General features: G+C 57.4%; 22 protein-coding genes and 1 pseudogene. 10 read left to right on the forward strand and 13 right to left on the reverse strand.

All coding sequences use genetic code 11. The annotated features are described in order from the left end of the window. Window positions 1-2: 2 nt before the first annotated feature. Both tamB and tamA read right to left on the reverse strand, forming a co-directional pair. Entirely contained in the window at window positions 3-3,779 is a 3,777-nt protein-coding gene (gene tamB / locus KFZ77_RS17105; protein ID WP_264384882.1) for an autotransporter assembly complex protein TamB, read from the reverse strand. After that, window positions 3,776-5,497 carry an autotransporter assembly complex protein TamA gene (gene tamA / locus KFZ77_RS17110; protein ID WP_201770430.1) on the reverse strand — a complete coding sequence of 574 codons (1,722 nt, stop codon included), beginning with the start codon at window positions 5,495-5,497 and terminating at the stop codon, window positions 3,776-3,778. The genes tamB and tamA overlap by 4 nt, the downstream gene beginning before the upstream one ends. Window positions 5,498-5,857: 360 nt before the next feature. Between tamA and msrA the strand changes: the two genes are divergently transcribed. Beyond that, window positions 5,858-6,505, forward strand: a complete 648-nt coding sequence (gene msrA / locus KFZ77_RS17115) for a peptide-methionine (S)-S-oxide reductase MsrA (RefSeq protein ID WP_264384883.1) — start codon at window positions 5,858-5,860, stop codon at window positions 6,503-6,505. A 64-nt stretch (window positions 6,506-6,569) separates the two neighbouring features. On the opposite strand, the gene KFZ77_RS17120 is transcribed toward msrA, so the two are convergent. Beyond that, entirely contained in the window at window positions 6,570-6,851 is a 282-nt protein-coding gene (locus tag KFZ77_RS17120) for a hypothetical protein (protein WP_264384884.1), read from the reverse strand. Window positions 6,852-6,858: 7 nt separating this feature from the next. Further along, window positions 6,859-7,530: a hypothetical protein gene (locus tag KFZ77_RS17125; protein WP_264384885.1), complete on the reverse strand. Its 672-nt coding sequence runs from the start codon at window positions 7,528-7,530 to the stop codon at window positions 6,859-6,861. A gap of 398 nt (window positions 7,531-7,928) precedes the next feature. On the opposite strand from KFZ77_RS17125, the gene KFZ77_RS17130 reads away from it, so the two are divergent. Next, window positions 7,929-9,260, forward strand: coding sequence for a hemolysin family protein (locus KFZ77_RS17130; RefSeq protein ID WP_031521620.1), 1,332 nt, complete (start codon window positions 7,929-7,931; stop codon window positions 9,258-9,260). A 70-nt stretch (window positions 9,261-9,330) separates the two neighbouring features. On the opposite strand, the gene KFZ77_RS17135 is transcribed toward KFZ77_RS17130, so the two are convergent. Next, window positions 9,331-9,537 carry a DUF1107 domain-containing protein gene (locus KFZ77_RS17135; RefSeq protein ID WP_024548455.1) on the reverse strand — a complete coding sequence of 69 codons (207 nt, stop codon included), beginning with the start codon at window positions 9,535-9,537 and terminating at the stop codon, window positions 9,331-9,333. A 329-nt stretch (window positions 9,538-9,866) separates the two neighbouring features. On the opposite strand from KFZ77_RS17135, the gene KFZ77_RS17140 reads away from it, so the two are divergent. After that, the gene (locus KFZ77_RS17140) at window positions 9,867-10,424 is read left to right on the forward strand and encodes a YtfJ family protein (RefSeq protein ID WP_031521618.1); all 558 of its coding nucleotides are present in this window, start codon (window positions 9,867-9,869) and stop codon (window positions 10,422-10,424) included. Here KFZ77_RS17140 and cysQ read toward each other — a convergent pair. Next, window positions 10,414-11,157 carry a 3'(2'),5'-bisphosphate nucleotidase CysQ gene (cysQ, locus tag KFZ77_RS17145; RefSeq protein ID WP_264384886.1) on the reverse strand — a complete coding sequence of 248 codons (744 nt, stop codon included), beginning with the start codon at window positions 11,155-11,157 and terminating at the stop codon, window positions 10,414-10,416. The two genes, KFZ77_RS17140 and cysQ, sit on opposite strands and share 11 nt — an antisense overlap. A gap of 218 nt (window positions 11,158-11,375) precedes the next feature. Here cysQ and KFZ77_RS17150 point away from each other — a divergent pair, with 218 nt between their 5' ends. After that, complete coding sequence (locus tag KFZ77_RS17150; protein WP_264384887.1) at window positions 11,376-13,319, forward strand: bifunctional 2',3'-cyclic-nucleotide 2'-phosphodiesterase/3'-nucleotidase; 1,944 nt, start codon at window positions 11,376-11,378, stop codon at window positions 13,317-13,319. Between the two features lie 37 nt (window positions 13,320-13,356). Here the strand turns inward: KFZ77_RS17150 and KFZ77_RS17155 are convergent, their stop codons facing one another. Continuing rightward, window positions 13,357-13,746, reverse strand: a complete 390-nt coding sequence (locus KFZ77_RS17155) for a winged helix-turn-helix transcriptional regulator (protein ID WP_031521612.1) — start codon at window positions 13,744-13,746, stop codon at window positions 13,357-13,359. Between the two features lie 87 nt (window positions 13,747-13,833). On the opposite strand from KFZ77_RS17155, the gene KFZ77_RS17160 reads away from it, so the two are divergent. The 4 genes and pseudogenes from KFZ77_RS17160 to KFZ77_RS17175 all read left to right on the forward strand — a co-directional run bounded on the left by KFZ77_RS17160 (window position 13,834) and on the right by KFZ77_RS17175 (window position 17,264). Continuing rightward, window positions 13,834-14,682, forward strand: a complete 849-nt coding sequence (locus tag KFZ77_RS17160; protein ID WP_264384888.1) for an SDR family oxidoreductase — start codon at window positions 13,834-13,836, stop codon at window positions 14,680-14,682. 111 nt (window positions 14,683-14,793) lie between these two features. Continuing rightward, a complete protein-coding gene (locus KFZ77_RS17165) occupies window positions 14,794-15,165 on the forward strand; it encodes a lysozyme inhibitor LprI family protein (RefSeq protein WP_031521608.1) in 372 nt (123 codons plus the stop codon). A 215-nt stretch (window positions 15,166-15,380) separates the two neighbouring features. Further along, window positions 15,381-16,199, forward strand: a pseudogene (locus KFZ77_RS17170) (AraC family ligand binding domain-containing protein); the annotation flags it as partial. Window positions 16,200-16,283: 84 nt separating this feature from the next. Beyond that, window positions 16,284-17,264: a DMT family transporter gene (locus tag KFZ77_RS17175; protein ID WP_031521604.1), complete on the forward strand. Its 981-nt coding sequence runs from the start codon at window positions 16,284-16,286 to the stop codon at window positions 17,262-17,264. A gap of 42 nt (window positions 17,265-17,306) precedes the next feature. Here the strand turns inward: KFZ77_RS17175 and KFZ77_RS17180 are convergent, their stop codons facing one another. Next, window positions 17,307-18,971 (reverse strand): methyl-accepting chemotaxis protein, encoded by a 1,665-nt coding sequence (locus tag KFZ77_RS17180; protein WP_264384890.1) that lies wholly within the window; start codon window positions 18,969-18,971, stop codon window positions 17,307-17,309. 390 nt (window positions 18,972-19,361) lie between these two features. On the opposite strand from KFZ77_RS17180, the gene ytfE reads away from it, so the two are divergent. Beyond that, window positions 19,362-20,024: an iron-sulfur cluster repair protein YtfE gene (gene ytfE / locus KFZ77_RS17185; RefSeq protein ID WP_031521602.1), complete on the forward strand. Its 663-nt coding sequence runs from the start codon at window positions 19,362-19,364 to the stop codon at window positions 20,022-20,024. 62 nt (window positions 20,025-20,086) lie between these two features. Here ytfE and cycA read toward each other — a convergent pair whose 3' ends face one another. Further along, window positions 20,087-21,499 (reverse strand): D-serine/D-alanine/glycine transporter, encoded by a 1,413-nt coding sequence (cycA, locus tag KFZ77_RS17190; protein WP_031521601.1) that lies wholly within the window; start codon window positions 21,497-21,499, stop codon window positions 20,087-20,089. A 317-nt stretch (window positions 21,500-21,816) separates the two neighbouring features. Then, window positions 21,817-22,437 carry an FKBP-type peptidyl-prolyl cis-trans isomerase gene (fklB, locus tag KFZ77_RS17195; RefSeq protein ID WP_031521599.1) on the reverse strand — a complete coding sequence of 207 codons (621 nt, stop codon included), beginning with the start codon at window positions 22,435-22,437 and terminating at the stop codon, window positions 21,817-21,819. Between the two features lie 326 nt (window positions 22,438-22,763). On the opposite strand from fklB, the gene KFZ77_RS17200 reads away from it, so the two are divergent. Next, window positions 22,764-23,327, forward strand: coding sequence for an OapA family protein (locus KFZ77_RS17200; protein WP_264386213.1), 564 nt, complete (start codon window positions 22,764-22,766; stop codon window positions 23,325-23,327). A gap of 73 nt (window positions 23,328-23,400) precedes the next feature. Here the strand turns inward: KFZ77_RS17200 and rplI are convergent, their stop codons facing one another. The 3 genes from rplI to priB are packed head-to-tail and all read right to left on the reverse strand — an operon-like array spanning window position 23,401 to window position 24,438. Continuing rightward, on the reverse strand, window positions 23,401-23,850 hold the full coding sequence (gene rplI, locus KFZ77_RS17205) for a 50S ribosomal protein L9 (protein WP_031521596.1): 450 nt from the start codon (window positions 23,848-23,850) through the stop codon (window positions 23,401-23,403). Window positions 23,851-23,891: 41 nt separating this feature from the next. Then, the gene (gene rpsR / locus KFZ77_RS17210; RefSeq protein ID WP_000135199.1) at window positions 23,892-24,119 is read right to left on the reverse strand and encodes a 30S ribosomal protein S18; all 228 of its coding nucleotides are present in this window, start codon (window positions 24,117-24,119) and stop codon (window positions 23,892-23,894) included. Window positions 24,120-24,123: 4 nt separating this feature from the next. After that, window positions 24,124-24,438, reverse strand: coding sequence for a primosomal replication protein N (gene priB, locus KFZ77_RS17215; protein WP_024548317.1), 315 nt, complete (start codon window positions 24,436-24,438; stop codon window positions 24,124-24,126).

Below are 24,438 nucleotides of genomic sequence, written 5' to 3' on the forward strand. Positions count from 1 at the left end.
TGCTAAAACTCGAACTGATAGAGCAAATCGAGTGCCTGATCGACCCCAGACACGGCTTCCAGATATAGCTTAGGCATCAGGCGATAGCGTAGGGTAAGCGTCGCCAGAGAGTCAAAAATGCCCACCCCATATTTCACCTGCAGACCCGGCAGCACATAGCCGCTGACCACCACCTGGGAGGAATCGCCCACCCCTTCGGTGTCCAGCGCCAGATTGCTTACGCCAAACGTCTCGCCGATTTTACCCACAACCTGCCCACTTTGTGCAACCCCCAAGCCAATAAGCATGGAGGTCATGGCTTCGCTGTCGCTCTGCGTACTCTCCAGACCCTGGCCGCGAAGCAGGTAGGACAAGGCTTCCTGCTGCGACATCGCCGGATCGGAGAACACTTCTGCCTTCGGCTCATCCGCCGACCCGGTCACCCTGACGCCGGCAATAACGTCATTTTCCGTGGCGTCCGGGTTACGAATCGCTTCGATATTCAGCAACGGCTGGTCCGGCGGGCCGGAGAACAGCAGCTCGCCCTTGCGCACAATCAAATCCTGGCCGTAGGCATGGAAGCGCCCTTCCGGGATGTTGATCTGGCCGTTAAGCCCCAGCCCCTGGCTGTCCTGCGCCACTTTCAGATCGCCGGTAAGGCGCGCTTTCAGCCCGAAGGCGTCGAGCCGCACGTTATTGCCGACGTGGACGATCAGGTTGCTGTTAATCGGAATTCCCGCGCTCTGCGTCTCTTCCGGCTTAAGGTTGTTATCGAGCAGCACCTCATCGCTGGAGACACCGACCGCGCTCTCAGGCAATTCATGCACTACGATACGCGCCCAGGGCACATCAACGCGGCCATCCAGTGTAAACAGGTTCGGCGTGGCTTCAAACACCACATCCGGCGAGACGTCGAGCCGTACCATCGGCGGCACGGTAATGCGTACCCGGCTGCCTTTGGCGGCAATACGCGCCCGCCAGTTATCGATCTGGCTCCAGTTGGCATCGCCGCTCAGGGCGATTTCACCCTGGCGGGTGCGCACCACGCCCTGCAGCGTGGAACTCATGCCGTTAAAGTTCAGCGCCAGCTGGCTCGGCTGCATATCGAACGGCATAAAGTTTCCGTCAACCTCTGCGCCATTGAGCTGCATCTGCCCGAACAGCTGCGGCTGCTCAACGTTGCCGCCGAGGCGCAGGCTGGCTCCCAGGGTACCGGTCACCTTCTCGCCGCGGGAGAAGATCGGGTTCACCATCGCCAGCGAGAAGTTACGGATGTTGATGTTACCCCCGAGATTGCGGCGGTTCTGCGGGTCGGTAACCTCGACCTGGCCGTCAAACTGGCCGTTGTTCGCCAGGCGGATGAGCCAGTCCAGACGAGCGCGGTTGTTACGCAGCTCGGCGTTGAGGTTGAGCGTATCAAAGGCTACCGGCAGCGCCGCATCGTTCACCGTCTGGGTCACCTTCACGCCGCGCCCGGCCAGGCGAACCTGCCCCTGCGGCAGCCCTTCCTGGGTGTTATCCCAGCTGACATCCGCATTACCGGTAAAGACGCCGCTGGCCTGGGTGGTTTCCGGCATAAAGGGTTTCAGCATCGCCAGATCGAAGCGGTTAAGATTGACCTGAGCACGCCCCGCGGCACCCGCGTCGATGGTCTGCGGTACGCACAGCTGGGCATTCGGGTTATTCCAGCAGTGCGGCCCGATGCTGACCTTCTGCTCTTTACCGCGGTAATCGAGCGCGATAGCGCGGCTGATCGACCACGGGCCTACCGGCGTGTCGAAACGGGTATTGTTCAGGTTGCCGCGCCAGCGCTGTTCAGCGCGATCGAAGCTGCCTTCAAGATTCAATTGGCCCGCCACCGGCTCGCCCTGCACGCGCAGCGCCAGCTTATGCTGCTTCTCGCTGCCGCTGGCATCCAGCGTCACCAGACCGATATTCACGCCCGGCTGCACCACGCGCTCCACGCGCAGATTCAGCTTGCCGCCCAGCTGGTCGGTAGACTTCACGTCACCTTTCAGCTGCACCTGAGCCACGCTCAGCTCCTGCCAGCGCAGCCCGCGGGCGGTAACGTCCGCCTGCAGCTCCGGCGCATCCACGGTGCCGCGAATGTTGATAAGCCCTTTCGCCGTACCGCCCAGACCCGGCAGCGCGTTATTCAGATTGGGGGCATCAATCTTCGCGTCCAGCGCCAGCTCTTTTACTCCCAGTTCGCCTTTTACATCGGCACTGTTAGGGCCAAGCTCCAGGTGCAGATCCGGAATGGTCCACTGCAAATAGCTGTTGCCCTTAAGCTGACCGGCGACCTTCACGCGGTTCTGCTTCACGTTGCCGTCCAGCTTCAGCTCCGGCACATCAAGCTGCCAGGTGCCGCCGTAGAGGCTGCCGCGCATCTTCATCAGGCCGTTCAGTTTTGCCGGCCACTCCGGGAAGGCCTTCGCGGTGTCGATGCCTTTGAGCGTCAGGTCGCCACGCCAGCTGATCGCCTGCTGCCAGTCGAGCAGGGCTTTCAGCTCGGTGGTGCCTTCCAGCGCCGCCACGCGCAGGCTGTCGAGATTAATCTGCTGCTCGTTACCTTTGGCATCGAGCGTGATAGTGGCCGGCGGGATCTGCGCGCCGCGCACGGCGGTTTTGAACGACAGCGCGTAGTCGGTCATTTTGCCGCTGAGCTTCAGCTTCAGATCGTCGGCCTGGTACTGCCGTTCGCCGCTAAACGGCCAGTAGAGCTGCTCGCTGGTGATATCCAGATTGAGCGGCAGTCCGGCTTCCGCCAGCCGCGTCTGGGCGCGCAGCACCATATCCACCGGGCCGGAAAGATTGACCCCCACCTCAAGCTGCTCGCGCAGCGCTCCGCCGATGTTCAGCTTCACCTTCTCGCCCTTCAGCGGCTCGACGTTGAACGTGCTGTTGAGGGTGAGATCCACCGGCCAGCTGTTACGCAGTTCGGCGGTGCCGGTGGCATTGAGCGTGCCCTGGTTGGCATCGATATCCAGTGTGTCGAGGGAGGTTTTGCCATCAATGCTGCTCACCTTCAGCAGCAGGTTGCGCACCGTCAGCTCGGTCGGACCGGTGACGCGCAGCTGCTCGCCGCGAAACGACTCAATATTCAGGTTGAGCGGGAGATGGACATCGGTCATCTCCGGCAGCACCGGTTTTGCAAACAGGTCTTTCAGCGTCTCGCCAAGCGGTTTCTCGTCCGGCTTCGGCTGATTGATTTTCGGATCCACCACCTCTTCCTGCGCCACTTCCGCGACTTCCGGCAGCGCGATCAGCAAGCCCTGCAGGGTAGTCGGGCGCAGCGTCAGGTTTTTCTCCTGCCAGTTCAGGCCGGAGGTGAAATCCATCACCGACACCAGGGTGTCGTCGATTTTGATGTTGATGTTGTTGAGTGCTACCCGGCTCAGGGTAATGGGATACGGCGTCGAGAGATCAAGCGGGCCGCTCTCCTCCTCTTCCACCTGGGCGGCAGGCGGCATCTTTTTGGTGTCCACCACCACGTTGATGTCGCTCAGCGACAGATCGTTGACGCACAGGCTGCTGTCGCGCAGGCAGGCCAGCTTCACGCCGAGGTGTATCCGCCCGGCGTTGACGCTTACCCCCGGCTGGTCATAGCGAATATTTTGCAGCGTCAGGTCGCGCCATCCGCCGGTAACAGAGCCGATTTCCAGCCCCGGCACCCAGCGGTTCGCGGCATTAAACAGCAGGTGAAGCCCGGTGGTGGTGCCCACCAGAAAGGCCACGGTGCCCAGCAGCAGCAGGATAAACACCAGGATGCCGAGGCTGATTTTCTTCCATAAACTCATAATTCAGGCCCCAGACCGATGTAGAACTGCAGATCGTTTTTCTTCTCTTCATCACCGATGGGGACGGCGAAATCAAGCTTGATCGGGCCTACCGGCGACTGCCAGCGCACGCCGACACCGGCCCCGGTTTTGAAGTTGCTACGGCGAATGTCCATCACCGCTTCACCCGAATCGATAAACGCGGCGCCCCACCACTTGCCGGTGACGTTGTACTGATACTCCAGCGATCCGGTGGCAAGCTTTGACGCCCCGGTCAGCTTACCTTCGCTGTCTTCCGGCGAGATGGATTTATATTTGTAGCCGCGAATGCTGCGATCGCCCCCGGCGAAGAAGCGCAGATCGGGCGGGACACGGTCGAAATCACCGGTTTCGATCCAGCCCAGGTTGCCGCGCACCACGAAGCGGTGGCGATCCTGCAGGGTGCGGATCCAGACGTTCTGCGCCTGCCACACTACGAAGTCCACATCGGATCCCCATGCGGTATTGGAGTAATCCACCGAATAACGCTGTGAATCGCCCCAGGTAGGCATCAGGCCGCCGCGCGAGCGGGTGCGGCTTATCATCACGCCCGGATAGAACAGCATGGTGGTGTGGGTGACATCGGCCTGGGTAAAGTGATCGAGGCTCCAGCGCAGGTTGATGGCCCGCTGCCAGCCGCTGGAGAGATCCCAGTAGCGCGACACCGCCAGGGTGGTGGAGTCAGCTTCGGTATCGTTTAAATCGGTGCGTTTCAGGCCGCCCTGCACCAGGTAATACTGCTCCAGCGGATTTTTCAGCAGCGGAATTTTGTAGCTGAAATCAAGCTGCTGCTCCGGCGCGGAGATGCTGGCGCTGGTAGTGAAGCTGTGGCCGTATGAGTTAATCCAGGGCTTGCGCCAGGTCGCTTTCAGGCGTGGCCCGACATCGGTGGAGTACCCCACCCCGGTTTCAATGGTGTTCTGGGTGCGTGGCGAAACCACGCCCTGCAGCGGCAGGATTTTGGTTTTGCGGGATTTTTCGAACTCCGGGGCTACCACCACCGAATTAAACCAGCCGGTTGCGGAGAGCCGACGGTTCAGCTCGGCGAGATCGCTGGAGGTGTAGTAGTCGCCCTCATCGAACGGCACCAGGTTTTGCAGGTATTCATCGCGGATCTGCGAGTTCCGGAAGGTTACCGGCCCAAAACGGTAGCGCTGGCCGCTGTCGTAGTCGATATCCCAGAACGCCTGACGACGCTCCACCGCCACCCCGAGCTGGCTTTTCTTATAAGCGCTGTCGAAGTAGCCCTTGCGCAGTGCGACGCTGGTGAGTCCTTTTTTGAAGCTGTCGTAGTCGTTGTGATTCAGTACCGTGCCCACCGCCGGGCGTTTTTTCAGCAGGCCGATAAAATCTTTATCATCACGCGCACCGCCGCGCAGGATCACATCCGTGCCGCCGATACGCACCGGCTCGCCGGCAGTGACTTTTGCCAGCAGTACCTGCCGACCGCCGTTAGCCGGCGGCGGACGCAGTTCGAAATCAATCGTCGGTTCGTAGTAGCCGAGGGCTTTCAGCCCTTCTCTTATCGCATCATCAACGCGCGCCTGAAAACGACGGTCTGGCGTGACCTCGTCGCTCTGGATAGTCGAGAGCTGAGCGCGGACGTTTTTTTCCAGCGCGCCGGATAACCCTTCAACCTGCAACCGCACCGACGCCGCGCTCGCGGCACCCGATGCCAGCAGCAGGCTGGCAATACACATAAGACGGAATCGTGGCACGTTCTCTCCTGAATATCCTTGTTTCCACCCCTGAAGGAAACGTGGTACCGCTCCGCGGCGTAACAAAACTCCAACAACCGGAGTTGAAAAACAGACGATCACCCAAATATTTCTTATGTTTTAATTTAGGCGGTGTGCGGCAAAAGTCACGCTGCGTCTCGCTTTACGTGAGCGAACACGCGCAGACCATACCCTGATGACCCGCGCCGCCGTTTGGCTGCCGCAGTAATCGCCTTCAGTACGTTTCGCTTAAAGCGAAAGCGTATTGTCCGCAAACAGGCACCCTGTGACAACCTTAGTAAAGGTTGTTAACACTTCATTCATTCGCGGGAGACCACTATTGTGACGTTATTTGATAAGAAACACCTCGTATCCAGCGACGAAGCGCTGCCCGGCCGCAGCACGCCGATGCCGGTTGCCACCCTGCATGCGGTTAATGGCCACTCGATGACTAACGTGCCGGAAGGGATGGACGTCGCGCTGTTCGCGATGGGCTGCTTCTGGGGCGTGGAGCGCCTGTTCTGGGCGCTGCCGGGAGTTTACAGCACCGCGGCGGGCTACACCGGTGGCTATACGCCGAATCCGACCTATCGTGAAGTGTGCTCCGGCCAGACCGGTCATGCTGAAGCGGTGCGCGTGGTGTATGACCCGTCCGTAGTCTCTTATGAGCAGCTGCTGCAGGTGTTCTGGGAAAACCACGATCCGGCCCAGGGCATGCGTCAGGGTAACGACCACGGTACCCAGTACCGCTCGGCGATTTATCCGCTGAACGCAGAACAGGATGCCGCTGCCCGCGCCAGCCTCGCGCGTTTCCAGGCGGCGATGGACGCGGCCGGTGACGATCGCCGCATCACCACGGAAATCGCCGAGGCAACGCCGTTCTATTACGCGGAAGACGACCACCAGCAGTATCTGCACAAAAACCCGTATGGCTACTGCGGTATCGGCGGGATTGGTGTCTGCCTGCCGCCGCAGCTTAACGCTGGCTGATTCCACTGTGAAAGCGCCGCACTGCGGCGCTTTTGATTTTTCAGCCTGACTGAGGTGAGGTAATTCAAAAAGCCAGAATTAACGCTAACACAACCAGTATTAATGACAGGGTACGTTCGGGGAGCAATAGCGATTTCAGCATAATAATTAACTGTGCCCCGGTAATGACTATCAGGATCAGGATACGAAATAACATGCGGTTATCGCTATCTTGCGCAATAAGAGAAGGTGATACGCCAGGGTCAACCTCTGACATCCACTCATATTTCGAGCCAGAAAAAAGCATAAGCAACACAATCCCTGCCAGATAGGTAAGATATATACCCGTTCGCCAGTACTTATTCATTTTTACATCACCATAGCAGCTGTGAATAATGGTTCCAGTTGCTGACAATAAAATCGCCGTAGCTGGTGTTTTTTCTGATTGCATCAAGCGTCAGCGCACTGCCGCGGTTGTAACGCGCACCAATTATGCGTACCTGGTCTCTGTTTATTTCACCAGTAAATCCGTCTTGATTTGCTAACTGGCGAAGGTGTCTGGCAACGATATCAATGTTGAAAGCGTCATACTCCAGACATGATGCCAGTTGGGTTAGCTGCAGGAGACTCAAATCAGCTGGGTTAAGCCCAAGCGTATGGGCAGCGGTACGCAACTGCATACTGACCGAGCCGAAGGAGGTTTTTTCTGGTGGGCTCGTTTGCGTGAGCGTTTTATCGACGATGGAAGGCCCACTCCAGTCAATCAGTCTGGCGATAAAAGCGACGCGATCGATAAAATTTGGGTCGCCTGCCACCTCGATCCAACAAACGCCAGCAATTAACTCAGCGGGTAAACGCTGCTTCTGCGCCGCTGCCCTGATGTTTTGCTTATTAAACCTCACCCAGGCATTTTTGAATTCCTGAATATAATCAATGCCGCCGCCGAGTTGCTTCGATAACACTTTCCATTTAAATAAATCCACTAATCCCCAGGTCGGCGCCCGGAATTTATTCTTACAGTCAAACGTAACCGTTATTCCATTCATAATCACTCCATGCAGGGTGTATGCGTTTTCCTCAAGCGCAGCACGCGTTGGGAGTAAATTATCTGGGTCGATGACTGAACCTTCAAATTTATTATTACGGAGTGAAGATAAATCAGAATTCTGCGTGAAGTGATTTATATTTTATGTTATTTACCGTCCACCTTCAGATACCGTGCTGGGTTTGAAATCTTCTTTCCGGTACAGGCCGGTCACGAGGCTATCTACACGGTTGCGCACACCCCCTCATCACTCCCCTCTGGCAGCCCTTCCCGCCCTGCTGCTATACTAGCCGTTGAAATTATGGGCTATCGTGGTTTTTGACCCCATTTTTCACGTGGTTACCACATGGATTTTTCAACTTTCCCTTCCGAGGATCTGGCCTGCAGGCTGGATAAGATATGTTAAACAGTATTCTACTGATACTTGCTCTCATCGCCGTCAGTGCGTTCTTCTCACTCTCTGAGATCTCGCTGGCCGCTTCGCGAAAAATCAAACTTAAGCTGCTGGCTGACGATGGCAACATCAATGCCATGCGCATCCTTAAAATGCAGGAAACGCCAGGTACCTTCTTCACCGTGGTGCAGATCGGTCTCAACGCCGTTGCCATTCTTGGCGGTATCATCGGCGACGCGGCATTTTCCCCGGTGTTCCGCAGCGTACTCGACAACTTTATGTCGCCGGAACTGGCAGATCAGTTCAGCTTTATTCTCTCCTTTACGCTGGTGACCAGCCTGTTCATTCTGTTTGCCGACCTCACCCCGAAACGCATCGGTATGATTGCGCCAGAAGCCGTGGCTTTGCGCATCATCAACCCGATGCGCTTCTGCCTGTTCCTGTTCCGGCCGCTGGTCTGGTTCTTTAACGGCATGGCAAACATCATCTTCCGCATCTTCAAGCTGCCGATGGTGCGTAAAGACGACATTACTTCCGATGATATCTATGCGGTAGTGGAAGCCGGCGCGCTGGCTGGGGTGCTGCGCAAGCAGGAGCACGAGCTGATTGAGAACGTGTTTGAACTGGAGTCGCGTACCGTGCCGTCGTCGATGACCTCGCGCGAAAACATCATCTGGTTCGATCTGCATGAAGACGAGCAAAGCCTGAAGAACAAAGTGGCCGAGCATCCGCACTCCAAGTTCCTGGTGTGCAATCAGGATATCGACCACATTGTCGGCTATGTTGATTCAAAAGAGCTGCTGAACCGCGTGCTGGGCAATCAGAGCCTGAAACTCACCAGCGGCGTGCAGATCCGCAATACCCTGATTGTGCCGGACACCCTCACGCTCTCTGAAGCGCTGGAAAGCTTTAAAACCGCCGGTGAAGACTTCGCGGTGATCATGAACGAATACGCGCTGGTGGTAGGCATCATCACCCTGAACGACGTCATGACCACGCTGATGGGCGACCTGGTGGGCCAGGGGATGGAAGAGCAGATCGTGGCGCGTGATGAGAACTCGTGGCTGGTAGAAGGCGGTACGCCGATTGATGACGTGATGCGCGTGCTGGATATCGACGACTTCCCGCAGTCCGGCAACTACGAGACCATCGGCGGCTTTATGATGTTCATGCTGCGTAAAATCCCGAAACGCACCGACTCGGTGAAGTTCTCTGGCTACAAATTCGAAGTGGTGGATATCGACAACTTCCGCATCGACCAGCTGCTGGTCACGCGGCTCGATACCAAAACCTCGCCGCTGACGCCGAAGCTTCCTGACGCGAATACCAGCGCCTGACCGCACAAACATCAACGGCCCCATCGGGGCCGTTTTGATTTACTGCTGTTTACTGCATAGCACGTTGTGGTTACGCCATCTCGGTATGCAGACGCGTAACCTGACGGTTAACTTCAGACATCACAGACAGATGCTGTTTGTCTTTCACTTTCGGGATAAGGATTTTGCCCTTATCGAACTCAAAAGCGCCTACGTCCTTGATGTATAACCGTCCACGGAACAGGATTTTCACGTACTTCGCCACCTGCAGTGGGTTGTACCGTTGGAAGATTTTCACTTTTTTACTCCTGCTTAGTATTACGCCTCAGCGGAGCCACTCTTGGTCCGACAGGGACAGGCGCAAAATTTATAGCCAGATGACTATAGACCACAAAACTCAGGAGACACAGTCTCTATAAGTTTTTTTACCTTTTGATGACAGTTTTTAAGAGTATTCTTTTCAGTAACAAACCTACGCCAGAATAAGACGCCATTTTTGTGCTGTTCTGTGCGATTGCGCGCAAACTGGCATCAAGGTTGCGGGAAAAGCGGCGGGATAGCACATATGCTTTAACAGGGTCGGCGGAGTGGTCCGATCACTTATTCAACAACCTTATGGAGTTAACCATGATCCTGCGCGGTACCCTGGTAGTTACCCTCTTGCTGATGCCGCTTCTGGCCTCGGCGCATAACTTTCAGCAACATCAGCGGGTCTCGCCTGTCGGCATCAACGACAGAGGAGAGCTGATGCTGGATAACGATAAGTTTAGCTACAAAAACTGGAATAGCGCGCAGCTGCCGGGGAAAGTTCGTGTTCTGCTTCACATGGCGGGAAGAACCTCAGCCAAAGAGAAAAACGCCGGCGTAATTGAGGCCATCAAAGCCGCGAATCTGCCGCATGACACCTACCAGACCACTACTATCGTTAACACTGATGATGTGATTCCCGGCTCCGGCATGTTTGTGCGCAGCGCGCTGGAGACCAATAAGAAACAGTTCCCGTGGTCGCAGATCGTGGTTGATGAAAACGGCGCGGCGCGCGGGGCATGGCAGCTGGAAGAGGAAGGTTCTGCGGTGGTGGTGCTCGATAAAGACGGGCGCGTGCAGTTCGCCAAAGATGGCGGCCTGACGCAGGATGAAGTGCAGCAGGTCGTCAGCCTGCTGCATAAGCTGCTCAGTAAATAGAGACGCGGAAGCCGGGGTTAAGGAAGGATTCACGCGGAGTGTAGTCGAGGGTTTTCCCCTGCCAGTCGTGAACCTGCGCCCCGGCGGCCATAGCGACCGCATGGCCTGCGGCGGTATCCCAGATGTTGGTCGGCCCGAAGCGCGGATACAGCTGGGCCTGCCCCTCTGCCACCAGGCAGAACTTCAGCGAGGAGCCGACGGTCGTCGTCTGGTGCTCGCCCAGCTGTTCAAGATACTCCTGCAACTCAGCGTTATTCCCGTGCGAGCGGCTGACTACCACCAGCGGCGGACGCGCCTCCCGTACCTGAATCTCTTTGCGCACGCCGCACTCCTCTTTCCAGGCTTTACCGTCCGCCGCGGCATACAGCGTATTCAGCACCGGGGCATAGACCACGCCCATGACCGGCTTGCCGTCCTCTATCAGGGCAATGTTCACCGTGAACTCACCGTTACGCTTCAGGAACTCTTTGGTGCCGTCCAGCGGGTCCACCAGCCAGTAGCGGTTCCAGCTTTTACGCACGTCCCATGCCGGCGGATCTTCTTCTGAGATCACCGGAATGTCCGCCGCCAGCGCCTGTAGCCCGGCGACAATAATACGGTGCGCGGCGATATCGGCGGCGGTGACGGGAGAGTCGTCCAGCTTACTGGTGGCCTCCAGCGGTTGCTCACCCTGGTAAACCTGCATGATGGCCTCTCCTGCCTCACGCGCCAGTTGGCAAATTTGTTCTAACATCGTCCACCTCATGTTGTGCCGCAGCCAGCAGGGGCTGCTTATGAATAACTCATTGTTTTTGCGTCATAGTTTTTTTATATCGTATTGCGTCTGATTACGCTATCTGTGAAGCAATGCAGATTAACGCCGGGCGCTTTCTGGCAGCATTCACACTTTTGTAAGCAACAGTCTGTAAGTACATACTTTTCTGTGGCTCAGATCGAAAAAGGACCCTTCTCATGATTAAGTTTAGCGCAACGCTCCTGGCCACGCTGATTGCCGGGAGCGTGCACGCCGCCACGGTGGATCTGCGTATTCTGGAAACCACTGACCTCCACAGCAACATGATGGACTTCGACTACTACAAAGACGCGCCGACGGAAAAGTTTGGTCTGGTGCGCACCGCGTCGCTTATCAATGCGGCGCGCGGCGAAGCGACCAACAGCGTGCTGGTGGATAACGGCGACCTGATTCAGGGCAGTCCGCTGGGCGACTATATGGCGTCGAAGGGGCTGAAAGCGGGCGAGATCCACCCGGTTTATAAAGCACTGAACACACTGGATTACGCTGTCGGTAACCTCGGCAACCACGAGTTCAATTACGGACTGGATTACCTGCATAAGGCGCTGGCGGGGGCAAAATTTCCATACGTAAACGCCAACATCATTGATGTGAAAACCCAGAAGCCGCTGTTCACGCCGTGGCTCATTCAGGATACCGCGGTAAAAGATCAGGACGGGAAATCCCATACCCTGAAAATCGGCTACATCGGCTTCGTGCCGCCGCAGATTATGACCTGGGATAAAGCCAACCTTGAGGGCAAGGTGACGGTCAACGACATCACTGAAAGCGCGCGCCGCTATGTACCAGAGATGCGCGAGAAAGGCGCTGATATTGTGGTAGTGATTGCTCACTCCGGTCTTTCTGCCGAGCCGTATAAAACCCTGGCGGAGAACTCGGTGTACTACCTGAGCGAAGTGCCGGGCGTCGATGCCATTCTGTTCGGCCACGCCCACGCGGTCTTCCCCGGCAAAGACTTTGCTGCGATCAAAGGCGCAGACATTGAGAAAGGCACCCTGAACGGTATTCCGGCGGTGATGCCCGGCATGTGGGGCGACCATCTTGGCGTAGTGGATCTGGTGCTCAACAACGAGGGCGGCAGCTGGAAAGTGGCGCAATCAAAAGCCGAAGCGCGTCCCATCTACGATGCGGCGGCGAAAAAAGCGCTGGTAGCCGAAGATACCAACCTGGTGAAAGTCCTGAAAGCGGATCACGATGCGACCCGCGCGTTCGTCAGCCAGCCGATCGGCAAGTCAGCGGACAACATGTATAGCTACCTGTCGCTGGTGCAGGACGACCCGACCGTACAGGTGGTGAACAACGCGCAGCGCGCATACGTGGAGCACTTCATTCAGGGCGACCCGGATCTGGCGAATCTTCCGGTGCTGACTGCCGCCGCACCGTTCAAAGCGGGCGGGCGTAAAAACGACCCGGCGAGCTTTGTCGAAGTGGAAAAAGGCCAGCTGACCTTCCGCAATGCCGCCGACCTCTATCTCTATCCGAACACCCTGGTCGTAATGAAAGTGACGGGCCAGGAAGTGAAGGACTGGCTGGAGTGCTCTGCCGGGCAGTTCAACCAGATCGATATTCACAGCAGCAAGCCGCAGTCGCTGATCAACTGGGATGACTTCCGTACCTACAACTTCGACGTGATCGACGGCGTGAACTACCAGATTGACGTCACCCAGCCAGCGAAATACGACGGTGAATGCCAGGTCATCAACCCGCAGGCCGAGCGCATCAGGCAGCTCACCTTTAACGGTAAACCTGTCGATCTGAACGCTACGTTCCTCGTGGCGACGAACAACTATCGCGCTTACGGTGGCAAGTTCGCTGGCACCGGCGACAGCCATATTGCCTTTGCCTCGCCGGATGAAAACCGCGCGGTGCTGGCCGCATGGATTGGCGCGGAAACCAAACGCAACGGCGAGATCCACCCGGCAGCCGATAACAACTGGCGACTGGCACCGATCCACAGCGATACGCCGCTGGATATCCGCTTCGAAACCTCACCGGGCGACAAAGCGGCGGCGTTCATTCGCAGCCACGCGCAGTACCCGATGCAGCAGGTCGCTACCGACGATATCGGCTTTGCCATCTATAAGCTGGATTTGCAGAAGTAATTAAAAAAGCGCACGGGGCAAAGCGTGCGCTTTTTCATCACGCCGCATCCACCCCTTCACGCCCGGCGCGGTATGCCATGACGTCCGGCAGATTAAGCTCTATCCAGTCGGCCAGCGCGGCGACCTTTTCACTGACCTGCTCCCCGGATGGCGTCAGGCTGTACTCGACATGCGGCGGGACCACCGGGAAGGAGACGCGGTTCACAAACCCGTCCATTTCGAGCCACTGTAGCGTCTGGGCCAGCATTTTTTCACTGACGCCGCCGATACGGCGACGCAAATCGCTGAAGCGCAGCGTCCCGTCGCGCAGCGCAACGAGGATCAGCACGCCCCAGCGGCTGGTGACATGTTTGAGCACATCGCGGGAGGGGCACTCGCCAGCAAACAGATTGCCGGTGCGCAGCTGGTCGGTGAGAGACTGGGTCATTGACACTTACCTTTTTGTACGTACTTACTAAAAGTTAGTAAGGTTGCTATTGTGCCACAACACACAACAGACAAGAAGGACAACACCATGATTGCTGTTACCGGCGCAACCGGCCAACTGGGCCAGCTCGTTATCAATGCACTGCTGAAAACCGTGGCGGCCAGTGAGATCGTCGCCCTTGTGCGTGACCCGGCCAAAGCGCAATCCCTGAGCGATAAAGGCGTGCAGGTACGTCGCGGCGACTACAACGATAAGGCGGCGCTGGATCGGGCGCTGCAGGGCGTGGAAAAGCTGCTGCTTATCTCTTCCAGTGAAGTGGGCCAGCGCACCAGCCAGCACCGCAACGTGATTGAGGCGGCAAAATCGGCAGGCGTTCAGCTCATCGCTTACACCAGCCTGCTGCATGCCGATACCTCGCCGCTCGGCCTGGCGGCTGAGCACGTTGAAACGGAAAAGCTGCTGGCGGATTCCGGCCTCGCTTACGCCCTGCTGCGTAACGGCTGGTACAGTGAAAACTATCTGGCAAGCGTACCGGCGGCGCTCCAGCACGGCCTGTTTATCGGCAGTGCCGGTGAAGGAAAAATCGCCTCGGCGACCCGGGCAGATTACGCCGAAGCCGCAGCACGCGTGCTGACGCTCGACGACCAGGCGGGACGCGTCTACGAACTGGCAGGGGATGACGCCTGGACGCTGAGCGATCTCTGCGCATCCCTGAGCGCACTCAGCGGCAAAACCGTGGCGTATCAGAACCTGAGCGAAGCGGACTTCGCGGCGGCGTTGATGGGGGCCGGTTTACCGGAAGGGTTTGCGAAACTGCTGGCGGACTCGGATGCAGGCGCGGCGAAGGGCGGGCTGTTTGATGACGGCCACCAGCTCAGTACGCTGATCGGTCGCCCGACCACGCCACTGGCCGCGAGCCTGAAAGCCATGCTGTAACCCACAGGCTGGCCTGCCAAAAACTGGCAGGCTGCCTGACGTTTCGTTACCCGCTATGATAGCGGCGTGGCGCATCGCCACGCCTAAAATTACAGGTAACAAGGACGAATCATGAAAGCACTTCTTCTGGCAGGTTCCCTCTTCATCGCTTCCGGCAGCGCCTTCGCCATCAGCTGCGACAGCCCGCGCACCCCTTACGATCGCGCCTACTGCGCCTCGCTGGAGCTGGTACAGAGCGATGAAGAACTCAATCAGCAGTACAAAAAAACCATCACGACGCTGAACGCCGGGCAGAAAAAGAGTCTCAAGGACTCGCAGATCGCCTGGCTGAAGGTGCGCGACCGTGACTGCACCGAAGGCGACACGCTGCTGCTGATGTGTGCCAATGAAAAAATGCGCAGCCGCATCGACCTGCTGAAGCGGATTGAGCGCGAATGCCGTAACGCCGGGTGCGACAGCGCGCAACTCTCCCGCGTCGAATAACCCTTTCGCCTCCCCGCCGGGGTAATCCTTGTCAGTAAAGGTGATCCGCCGCTGCTGCGCATCCACCGGTGGGTGCGCTACGCTTACCCACCCTACATGCTTAACTGACTGGCATTACTCCCCGCCGGGGGAGGTTTTTCATGCTCATGTTAATAATCTGTTAGCAGCGGGCGGGCGAATTCCTATAATGGAGTGAATCCACTGAGGGGGTGACGGTGCAAGGAGTTCCTGACCAGTTTACCGATGAACGTGACCGTGCCAGCTTTCGCCAGCTCCCGCACCTGCCCGGCGTTGAGCTGTATCACGCCCATATCGCGCAGCACAGCTTCGAGCCGCACACCCATGAAGCGTTCGGTATCGGCGCGGTGGAAACCGGTGCGGAACGGTTTCGCTATCGCGGCGTGCAGCATATCGCCTCTGCCAATTCGCTGCTGACCATGAACCCGGACGAGCTGCACACCGGAAAAGCCATCACCGATGACGGCTGGCGCTATCGCATGATCTATCTTGAGCCAATGCTGCTGGAGCAGGTCACCGGGAAGCAAAACTGGTGGTTTGACGGGGTGGAGCGGCACGATCCGCAGCGCGCCCTGCGCGTCAGCCAGCTGATTAACAGCCTGTGGTACTACGACGATCCGCTCGCTCAGCAAAGCATTCTGCTGGAGCTTATCGAGGCGTTTCTGCCCTACGCCCGGCACTCGCCGGTCTCCCGGTCGTCTGCCGCTCCCCGTTTTGACCGGGTGCGTGACTACCTGCACGACAACTATGCCCGATCCCTGACGCTGGACGAGATTGCCCGCGTCGCGTCGCTCAGCCCGTATCACTTCCTGCGCCAGTTTAAGGCGCATTTTCACGTCACGCCGCACCAGATGCTGATGGCGATCCGCCTGTGGCGCGCCAAGCTGTTTCTGGCCCAGGGAATGCCGGCGGCGACGGTCGCGGCGGCCACCGGGCTCACCGACCAGTCACACCTGACCCGCGCCTTTATGCGCCGCTACGGCATCACGCCGGTACGCTACCAGAAGCAGGTCGCCGGCACGGCAGTGCGCAATCTGGTACAAGAACCGCCCTCCCTGCTGCCCTACACTCCGTCTCTTCTGACCAGAGGCGATAAGTGAATGTTAAGTGGCGTAGCGTATGCCCTGCTCGCAGGGTTGATGTGGGGGTTGATCTTTGTCGGCCCGCTGATTGTTCCTGACTATCCGGCGGCGTTGCAATCCACCGGGCGCTATCTGGCCCTCGGGCTGATTGCGGTGCCGATTGCCTGGCTGGGCCGGGCGCGTTTGCGCCAGCTCACGTCACGCGACTGGCTGACTGCGCTGGCGCTGACCCTGGCGGGCAACCTTATCTATTATCTCTGCCTGGCCAGCGCTATTCAGCGTACCGGTGCACCGGTCTCTACCATGATTATCGGCACGCTGCCGGTGGTGATCCCGGTGTTCGCTAACCTGCTCTACCGCCAGCGCGACGGGCATCTGCCGTGGCGGCGGCTGGCACCGTCGCTGGCGATCATCGCCGTTGGCATTTTGCTGGTAAACCATGCGGAATCCGCCAGCGGTAGCGCCGGAGGAGATACCTGGCGTTATCTCAGCGGCGTCGGGCTGGCCTTTATCGCTGTGGCCTGCTGGGCCTGGTATGCGCTGCGTAACGCCCGGTGGCTGCGTGAACATCCGGATAAACATCCGATGATGTGGGCCACCGCCCAGGCGCTGGTTACGCTGCCGGTGTCGCTGGTGGGCTATGTCGCCGCCTGCTGGTGGATTGCCGCAGATGATGCCGCCTTCAGCCTGCCGTTTGGGCCACGCCCTGCGGTGTTTATCGGCCTGATGCTGGCGATTGCGGTGCTGTGTTCATGGGTGGGTGCGATGTGCTGGAATGAAGCGAGCCAGCGCCTGCCGACGGTGATCCTCGGTCCGCTGATCGTTTTTGAAACCCTGGCGGGACTGCTCTATACCTTCCTGCTGCGTCAGAGCCTGCCTCCGCTGATCGCGGCGATCGGCATTGCCTGTCTGGTGGTGGGCGTGGTGATTGCGGTGCGGGCGAAGCCGATAAAAAGCGAGGTGCTGTCGTCTGAAGCGCACGCCGCTACCCGGAAGTAACGGCGTAATGCCCCGGCGGCTATGCCGGGGCGTTAAAGGGACTCAGAACGTTTCCCAGTTGGAATCGCTGGCACCCGCCGGTGCGGCAACCAGCGGCCTCTTCAGGTCTGGCTTCACCAGTTCGGTGCGCACCGCAGCGGCAGCCTGGCTACGGCTGACCTTGAACACCGCAACGGCCTGGCTCAGACGGCTGGCCTGATCTTCCAGTGCTGCTGCTGCAGAGGCAGACTCTTCCACCAGCGAGGCGTTCTGCTGGGTAACTTTGTCCATCTCAGAGACCGCCTGACCCACCTGGTCGATACCGCGGCTTTGTTCATCAGACGCCGAGGCGATTTCACCCATGATGTCGGTCACGCGGGTGACGGCCGCCACGATCTCTTTCATGGTGTCACCTGCTTCACGTACCAGCTCGGTACCCGCATCCACGCGGGAGCCGGACGCTTCGATCAGGGTTTTGATCTCTTTTGCGGCCTGGGCGCTGCGGCTTGCCAGCGTACGCACTTCCCCTGCCACCACGGCAAAGCCACGGCCCTGCTCGCCAGCGCGGGCAGCTTCTACCGCGGCGTTCAGCGCCAGGATGTTGGTCTGGAAGGCGATACCGTCAATCACGTTGGTGATCTGGGCAATCTGGCTGGAGCTGGAAGCGATTTCGGTCATGGTACGCACCACGCCATCCACCACTTTGCCGCCTTTGCCTGCGGTTTCCGACGCGTTAAGCGCCAGCTGGGTTGCCTGACGGGCGTTGTCGGCGTTCTGCTTCACGGTCGCGGTCAGCTGCTCCATGCTGGCAGCGGTCTCTTCCAGCGAGGCGGCCTGCTGTTCGGTACGCGAGGAAAGGTCGTTGCTACCAGCAGAGATTTCACCCGCGCCGGTGAAGATGGTGTCGGTGCTGTCGCGAACGGCGCTGACGGTACGCACCAGCGACTGCTGCATCTCTTTCAGGTTAGAGGAGAGCAGGCTCATTTCGTTGCGGCCACTTGCGTCGATCTCTTTGGTCAGATCGCCGGCAGCGATAGTGCGGATGTGTTCGATAATCTGCTTCAGCGGCGTGAGCAGCACGCGCTGCAGACCGATCCAGCTCATTACGATGACGGCAATCACGATCGCCATGATGGCGCTCAGCCCCCAGATCATGCTGCGGAAGCCCTCTTCGTTCTCGACCACGCCTTTCTCAGCCAGTTTGGTCTGGGCTGCGCGCCAGTCGAGATAGACCGCCTGCATGGCGTTCTGTTTCTGCTCAGCGTTGAGTTTGAACATCGCTTCCAGCTGATTGGCGGCCATCAGCTTATTCATCTCAGTCAACGTACCGTGATAAATGGCGTATTGCTCTTCCAGATCTTTCGTCAGCTGAGGGTCAAGGCCCGGGGTTTCCGGAATGGCTTCGTAATTTTTATAGTGCTTCTGCGCCTGGGCCAGCAGACGATCGGCATTTTTCACCAGCGCATCGAGATCGCCACCGTTGATGGCGCCCGCCATGCTGCTTTGTAGGCGCAGCATACCGCGGTTGAGGGTGATACGCGTCTGGTTAAGGCTGATCCAGGCGTCGGTAAATTCCGTCACGTTATTGCTGGAAATTTGTGATAAAGCGAAGTTGTCTTTATCTTTTGTCAGCGCGCTAAGGAAAAGTCCCCCGGAGATTAATTGCAGGGAGCCCAACACTGCCAGCACCAAAATTAACATGGTGATAACTTTAATTTGCTTAAACATATTTAACCTTATTGTTTTGCAGGATATTGCCTTCACAGGTTATATCGGCAAAATATGATATATGTTTAATTAAAAGCGCTTATGAGAATGACTAAAACCTTTAAATACAGCAGCTTAATATGATAATTTTTATTTCATCTCGCCGCTAATTTTAATGACGCTGATAACCCTTTGCAGGGTTAATAATTATTTATTCAGTTGTGCTATTCCCTTATTCATTTCTGACTGGAATTACGCCTTACAAATACCTTTCCATAACTTGCTGGTAATAAATAAAAAACCTTTTATTAACCTCATCAAAAATGGTGGTACTGACCCCAAAGAGTAATAGCGCCGCCTTAAAGTTGCATTTAATATGCATGTTATATTTTTCAACTAAGGGTATCGATGATGAACTTCCGTGACCGCTCTTTAGGGGAACTGGCGCTGTCTGTCCCTCGCGCTTCCGCCCTGTTTCGTAAACATGATCTCGACTTCTGCTGCGGCGGCAGGCAGACGCTGTTAAAGGCGGCGACGCGCCAGAATCTGGATCTGGAAGCGATTGAGGCCGAGCTGGCTGCGCTTTCCGCCACGCCGCTGGAGAAAGACTGGCGCAGCGCGCCGCTGCCGGAGATCATCGACCACATTATCGTGCGCTACCATGACCGCCACCGCGAGCAGCTCCCGGAGCTGATTCTGCAGGCGACAAAAGTAGAGCGCGTGCACGCCGCGAAAGCCTCGGTGCCGCGCGGGCTGACCAAATATCTGACGATGCTGCACGAGGAGCTGACCAGCCACATGATGAAAGAGGAACGCATCCTGTTCCCGATGATCAAACAGGGGATGGGGAGCCAGGCGGGCGGGCCGGTAAGCGTGATGGAGAGCGAGCACGATGAAGCGGGCGAACTGCTGGAAGTGATCAAGCACACCACCAATAACGTCACCCCGCCGGACGATGCCTGCACCACCTGGCGTGCGCTGTATAACGGCATCAATGAGATGATTGACGATCTGATGAACCACATCAGCCTGGAAAACAACGTTCTGTTCCCGCGTGCCCTCGCAGGCGAATAAAAAAAGGTGCCCGAGAGCACCCTGATTTATGCATGTTTACGGCCGCCTGGGCGGCCGTTTTTTTATTTTCCGAGGCGCGCCAGACGTTTCTTGCCGATAAACCACCAGCACAGACCCAGCACAATAAACCACAGCGGCGTCACCATCAGCGCCTGACGGGTATCGTCTTCCAGCGTCAGCAGCACGATAACGAACGCAAAGAACGCCATGCACACCCAGCTCATCACAATGCCCAGCGGCATCTTGTAGATGGATTTCGCGTGCAGCTCAGGGCGCTTTTTACGGTACACCAGATAGGAGCACATGATGATGGTCCAGACGAACATAAACAGGATCGCCGACACCGTGGTTACCATCGTGAACACCTTGATGACATCCGGGATCAGGTAAATCAGCACCACGCCGCCCAGCAGGCAGATGCAGGAGAACGTCAGGCCGGTGGCCGGCACCGCGCGCTTCGACAGGTTACCGAAGCTTTTCGGTGCCACGCCGTCCTGCGCCAGGCCGTAGAGCATACGACTGGTAGAAAACACGCCGCTGTTCGCGGATGACGCTGCGGAGGTCAGCACCACGAAGTTGATGATGCTTGCCGCTGCCGGCAGACCCACCAGCATAAACAGCTCAACGAACGGGCTCTTGTCAGGTACTACCGAACTCCACGGGGTCACCGACATAATCATGATCAGCGAGAAAACATAGAACATGATGATGCGGATCGGGATGGAGTTGATGGCGCGCGGCAGGGATTTCTCCGGATCTTTCGTCTCGGCGGCGGTAGTCCCCACCAGCTCAATCCCAACGAACGCAAACACCGCAATCTGGAAACCGGCAAAGAAGCCGCTGATGCCTTTCGGGAACCAGCCGCCGTCATTCCACAGGTGGGCAAAGGAAGCCTCTACGCCGGCCGGTGACTGGAAGTGCATCAGCACCATTACCAGGCCGACCACAATCAGCGAGACAATGGCGACGATTTTTATCATCGCGAACCAGAACTCCATCTCACCAAACATTTTTACCGTGGCAAGGTTCAGGGAGAGCAACACCACGATCACCGCCAGCGAGGCGATCCAGTCCGACAGGCCGGGGAACCAGAACTGGGCGTAGGCGGTTATCGCAACCACATCGGCCATACCGGTCACTACCCAGCAGAACCAGTAGGTCCAGCCGGTAAAGTAGCCTGCCCACGGGCCGAGCAGGTCGGCGGCAAAATCGCTGAAGGACTTATATTCCAGATTCGAGAGCAGCAGTTCGCCCATCGCGCGCATCACGAAGAACAGCATGAAGCCGATGATCATGTACACAAAGATGATCGACGGCCCGGCGAGACTGATGGTTTTCCCGGAGCCCATAAACAGCCCGGTACCAATCGCACCGCCGATGGCAATAAGTTGAATGTGTCGGTTTGAGAGATTGCGGCGTAGCGATTGCTCACCCTGAGCCTTCGCTACCTCAGCCACTTTAGCCTGATCTACCATGTTTTTTTCCTGTACCTGTCTGTGTTGTTCAGGCTCTGCTGGCCTGTCGTTGTATCCGGAGTTGGGGTGTCTGTCTGAAGCATTTCGATAGTAGGTAAGATTGGGCGAGATGAGTACTATGTTTTAAATATAATGTTAATTTTATGTTTAAATTGAGTGTCTAATCACTCTCGCAACGCGAAATAGCTCACAAAAATACCCTTAACCCGGCTATTTGCAAGATAAAATCGCGGTTTGCGGCGTAACAACAAATTAAAGGCGCTGCGGTGCGGATTTTTCCCCCGCCCGGGACGATAACAGGCGAGGGAAACGGGAGATTACAGGATCTCGAGCAGCTCGACTTCAAACACCAGGGTGCTGAACGGCGGAATGGAGGCACCCGCGCCGCGCTCGCCGTAGGCGAGGTTATGAGGGATAGTCAGTTCCCATTTGGAGCCAACCGGCATCAGGGTCAGGGCTTCAATCCAGCCGGCAATCACGCCGTTTACCGGGAATTCAGCCGGCTCGCCGCGCGCGACGGAGCTGTCGAATACGGTGCCGTCGATAAGCTTACCGGTGTAGTGAACGCGCACGCGGTCGGTACGCGCCGGGATAGCGCCTTCGCCCTGGGTCAGAACGCGGAACTGCAGACCGGTTTCGGTGCTGTTTACGCCTTCGCGCTCGCGGTTCTCTTCCAGATACTTCACGCCTTCTTCCGCCATTACCTGCTGGCGCTCGCGACGCACCGCGTCTGCACGCTCGTGAATTTCACGCAGCGCGCGATGTACTACATCAACCGGCACCGCGGGCTGATTCCCCTCAAGCGCATCACGCAGGCCTGCTACCAGCGCTTCCGGCTGCAGACCTTCGAGGCCAGATTCACGCAGCTGCTGACCGACCTGCAGACCGATACCGTAACTTGCTTGCGCTTCGACACTATCAAAAGAAGGGGTTGTCATGGGTTATCCTTTCATCGCGTTTATAAAAATAGCGGGCAGCATAACAGCCGCTGCCCGGTGGGTAAAACACTCTGCGTCAAAAGCCTGCCTGGACCCGCCGCTGACGAACAGTCTTAAAAATTGACCTCTGAGCGCGCAGGCGGTCACGAAAGCGGGCATTGCTACGGTCTTCAAGCAGTTAGCGATCTATAATGGCTTCATCACAGCGCGCCATTCAGGCTATTACCCTGAGCGTAAGCGCGGTTTTCTTTACGTCATGGATGAGCGGTCAGCCGGGCATAGCGCGCCGGACTGACGCCGTGACGGTTAACCTGGCAGGAGGCGTTATGCCCGGGCGATTGAATCTGAAACCTACCCTGATGCGGATCTGGAACGCGCCGGATCGTGTCCGACTGATGGATCCGCTCCCGTCCCTGCACCGCAAAGGGATCATCATTGCGGCGCTGGTGGTGATCGCCGCCGTGCTCTGGCCCTCCCCGCGTCCGCAGACCGAGCGCACGCCTGTGCCGGTAGCGATAGATCGGGACGTGATGCAGGCGCAGCCTGTGGCGCCCGCCGCGCCGGAAACCACAAACGCGCCACCAGCACAGCAGGCGCCAGCGCCGTTCCAGGAGAACGATATCGAGCAGCAGTGGCGCAGCTACCGGGTCGATTCTGGTAAAACCCTGGCGCAGCTGTTCCGCGATCACAACCTGCCTGCGGAAGACGTGTACGCGATGGCAAAGGTAGAGGGCGACGGCAAGCCGTTGAGTAACTTACAGAGCGGGCAGATGGTGCAGGTGCGGCAGAACGCCAACGGCGTGGTGACCGGACTAACGGTGGAGATGGGTGAAGGGGTGCAGGCGCTGTTTACCCGTCAGCCGGACGGCAGCTTCCTGCGGGTGCGCTAGGTTAAGCGCGCCAGAAAAGCAAAACGCCGGCACAAGGCCGGCGTTTTTACCTGATTATCGCGCAGGGGCTGAATTACTCAGCAACCACGTTGATAGTCAGTTTAGCGAATACTTCGCTGTGAACCTGGAAGTCCACTTCGTGCTCGCCAGTGGTACGCAGAACGCCGTTCGGCAGACGAACTTCGCTCTTGGCAACATCAACGCCAGCTGCAGTTACAGCGTCAGCGATGTCGCGAGTACCGATGGAACCGAACAGTTTACCTTCGTCGCCTGCTTTAGACACGATGGTAACGGTTTCCAGTGCGTTGATCTTCGCAGCGCGCGCTTCAGCAGCAGACAGAACGTCAGCCAGTTTGGCTTCCAGTTCAGCACGACGTGCTTCGAAGAATTCAACATTTTTCTTGGTAGCAGGAACAGCTTTACCCTGTGGTACCAGGAAGTTACGAGCGTAACCCGCTTTAACGTTAACCTGATCACCCAGGCTACCCAGGTTTGCTACTTTATCAAGCAGAATAACTTGCATTACCTTATCCTCTCAAAGTCGTATTAATGGACCGTGACCGATTACTGATGACGATCAGTGTACGGCAGCAGGGACAGGTAGCGTGCGCGTTTGATAGCGCGAGCCAGCTGACGCTGATATTTTGCACGGGTACCGGTGATACGGCTTGGGACAATCTTACCGCTTTCGGTGATGTAGTTTTTCAGCGTAGCGATATCTTTATAGTCGATCTCTTGAACGCCTTCCGCGGTGAAACGGCAGAACTTGCGACGACGGAAATAACGTGCCATTTGGCTAGTCTCCAGAATCTATCAATTCAATCTGCTCGGCATGCAACACCATTTTGCTCAGACCATTTCGCGCCTTGTGGCAGCTAATGAAGCCCTGCACGGTGAGTTGCGTACCGACCGTTATACTGTGAGTAATGGCCTGGTTCTCGTGCCCGCTGATTATTACAGGCATCTGGCACCACGCCTGCCGGTGAAACCCGGCTTCCTCCTGCACTGAACGATGCTCAAGCACGAACTGGCAGTGTGGAATTCCTGATGGACTGACCTTTCGTAGGGGTGTCCTGCACACGGTGCCGGACAAAACCAGACGGTTGGCCAT

The sequence above is a fragment of the Siccibacter colletis genome, from assembly GCF_025914095.1.
GTDB classification, from domain to species: Bacteria; Pseudomonadota; Gammaproteobacteria; order Enterobacterales; family Enterobacteriaceae; genus Siccibacter; species Siccibacter colletis.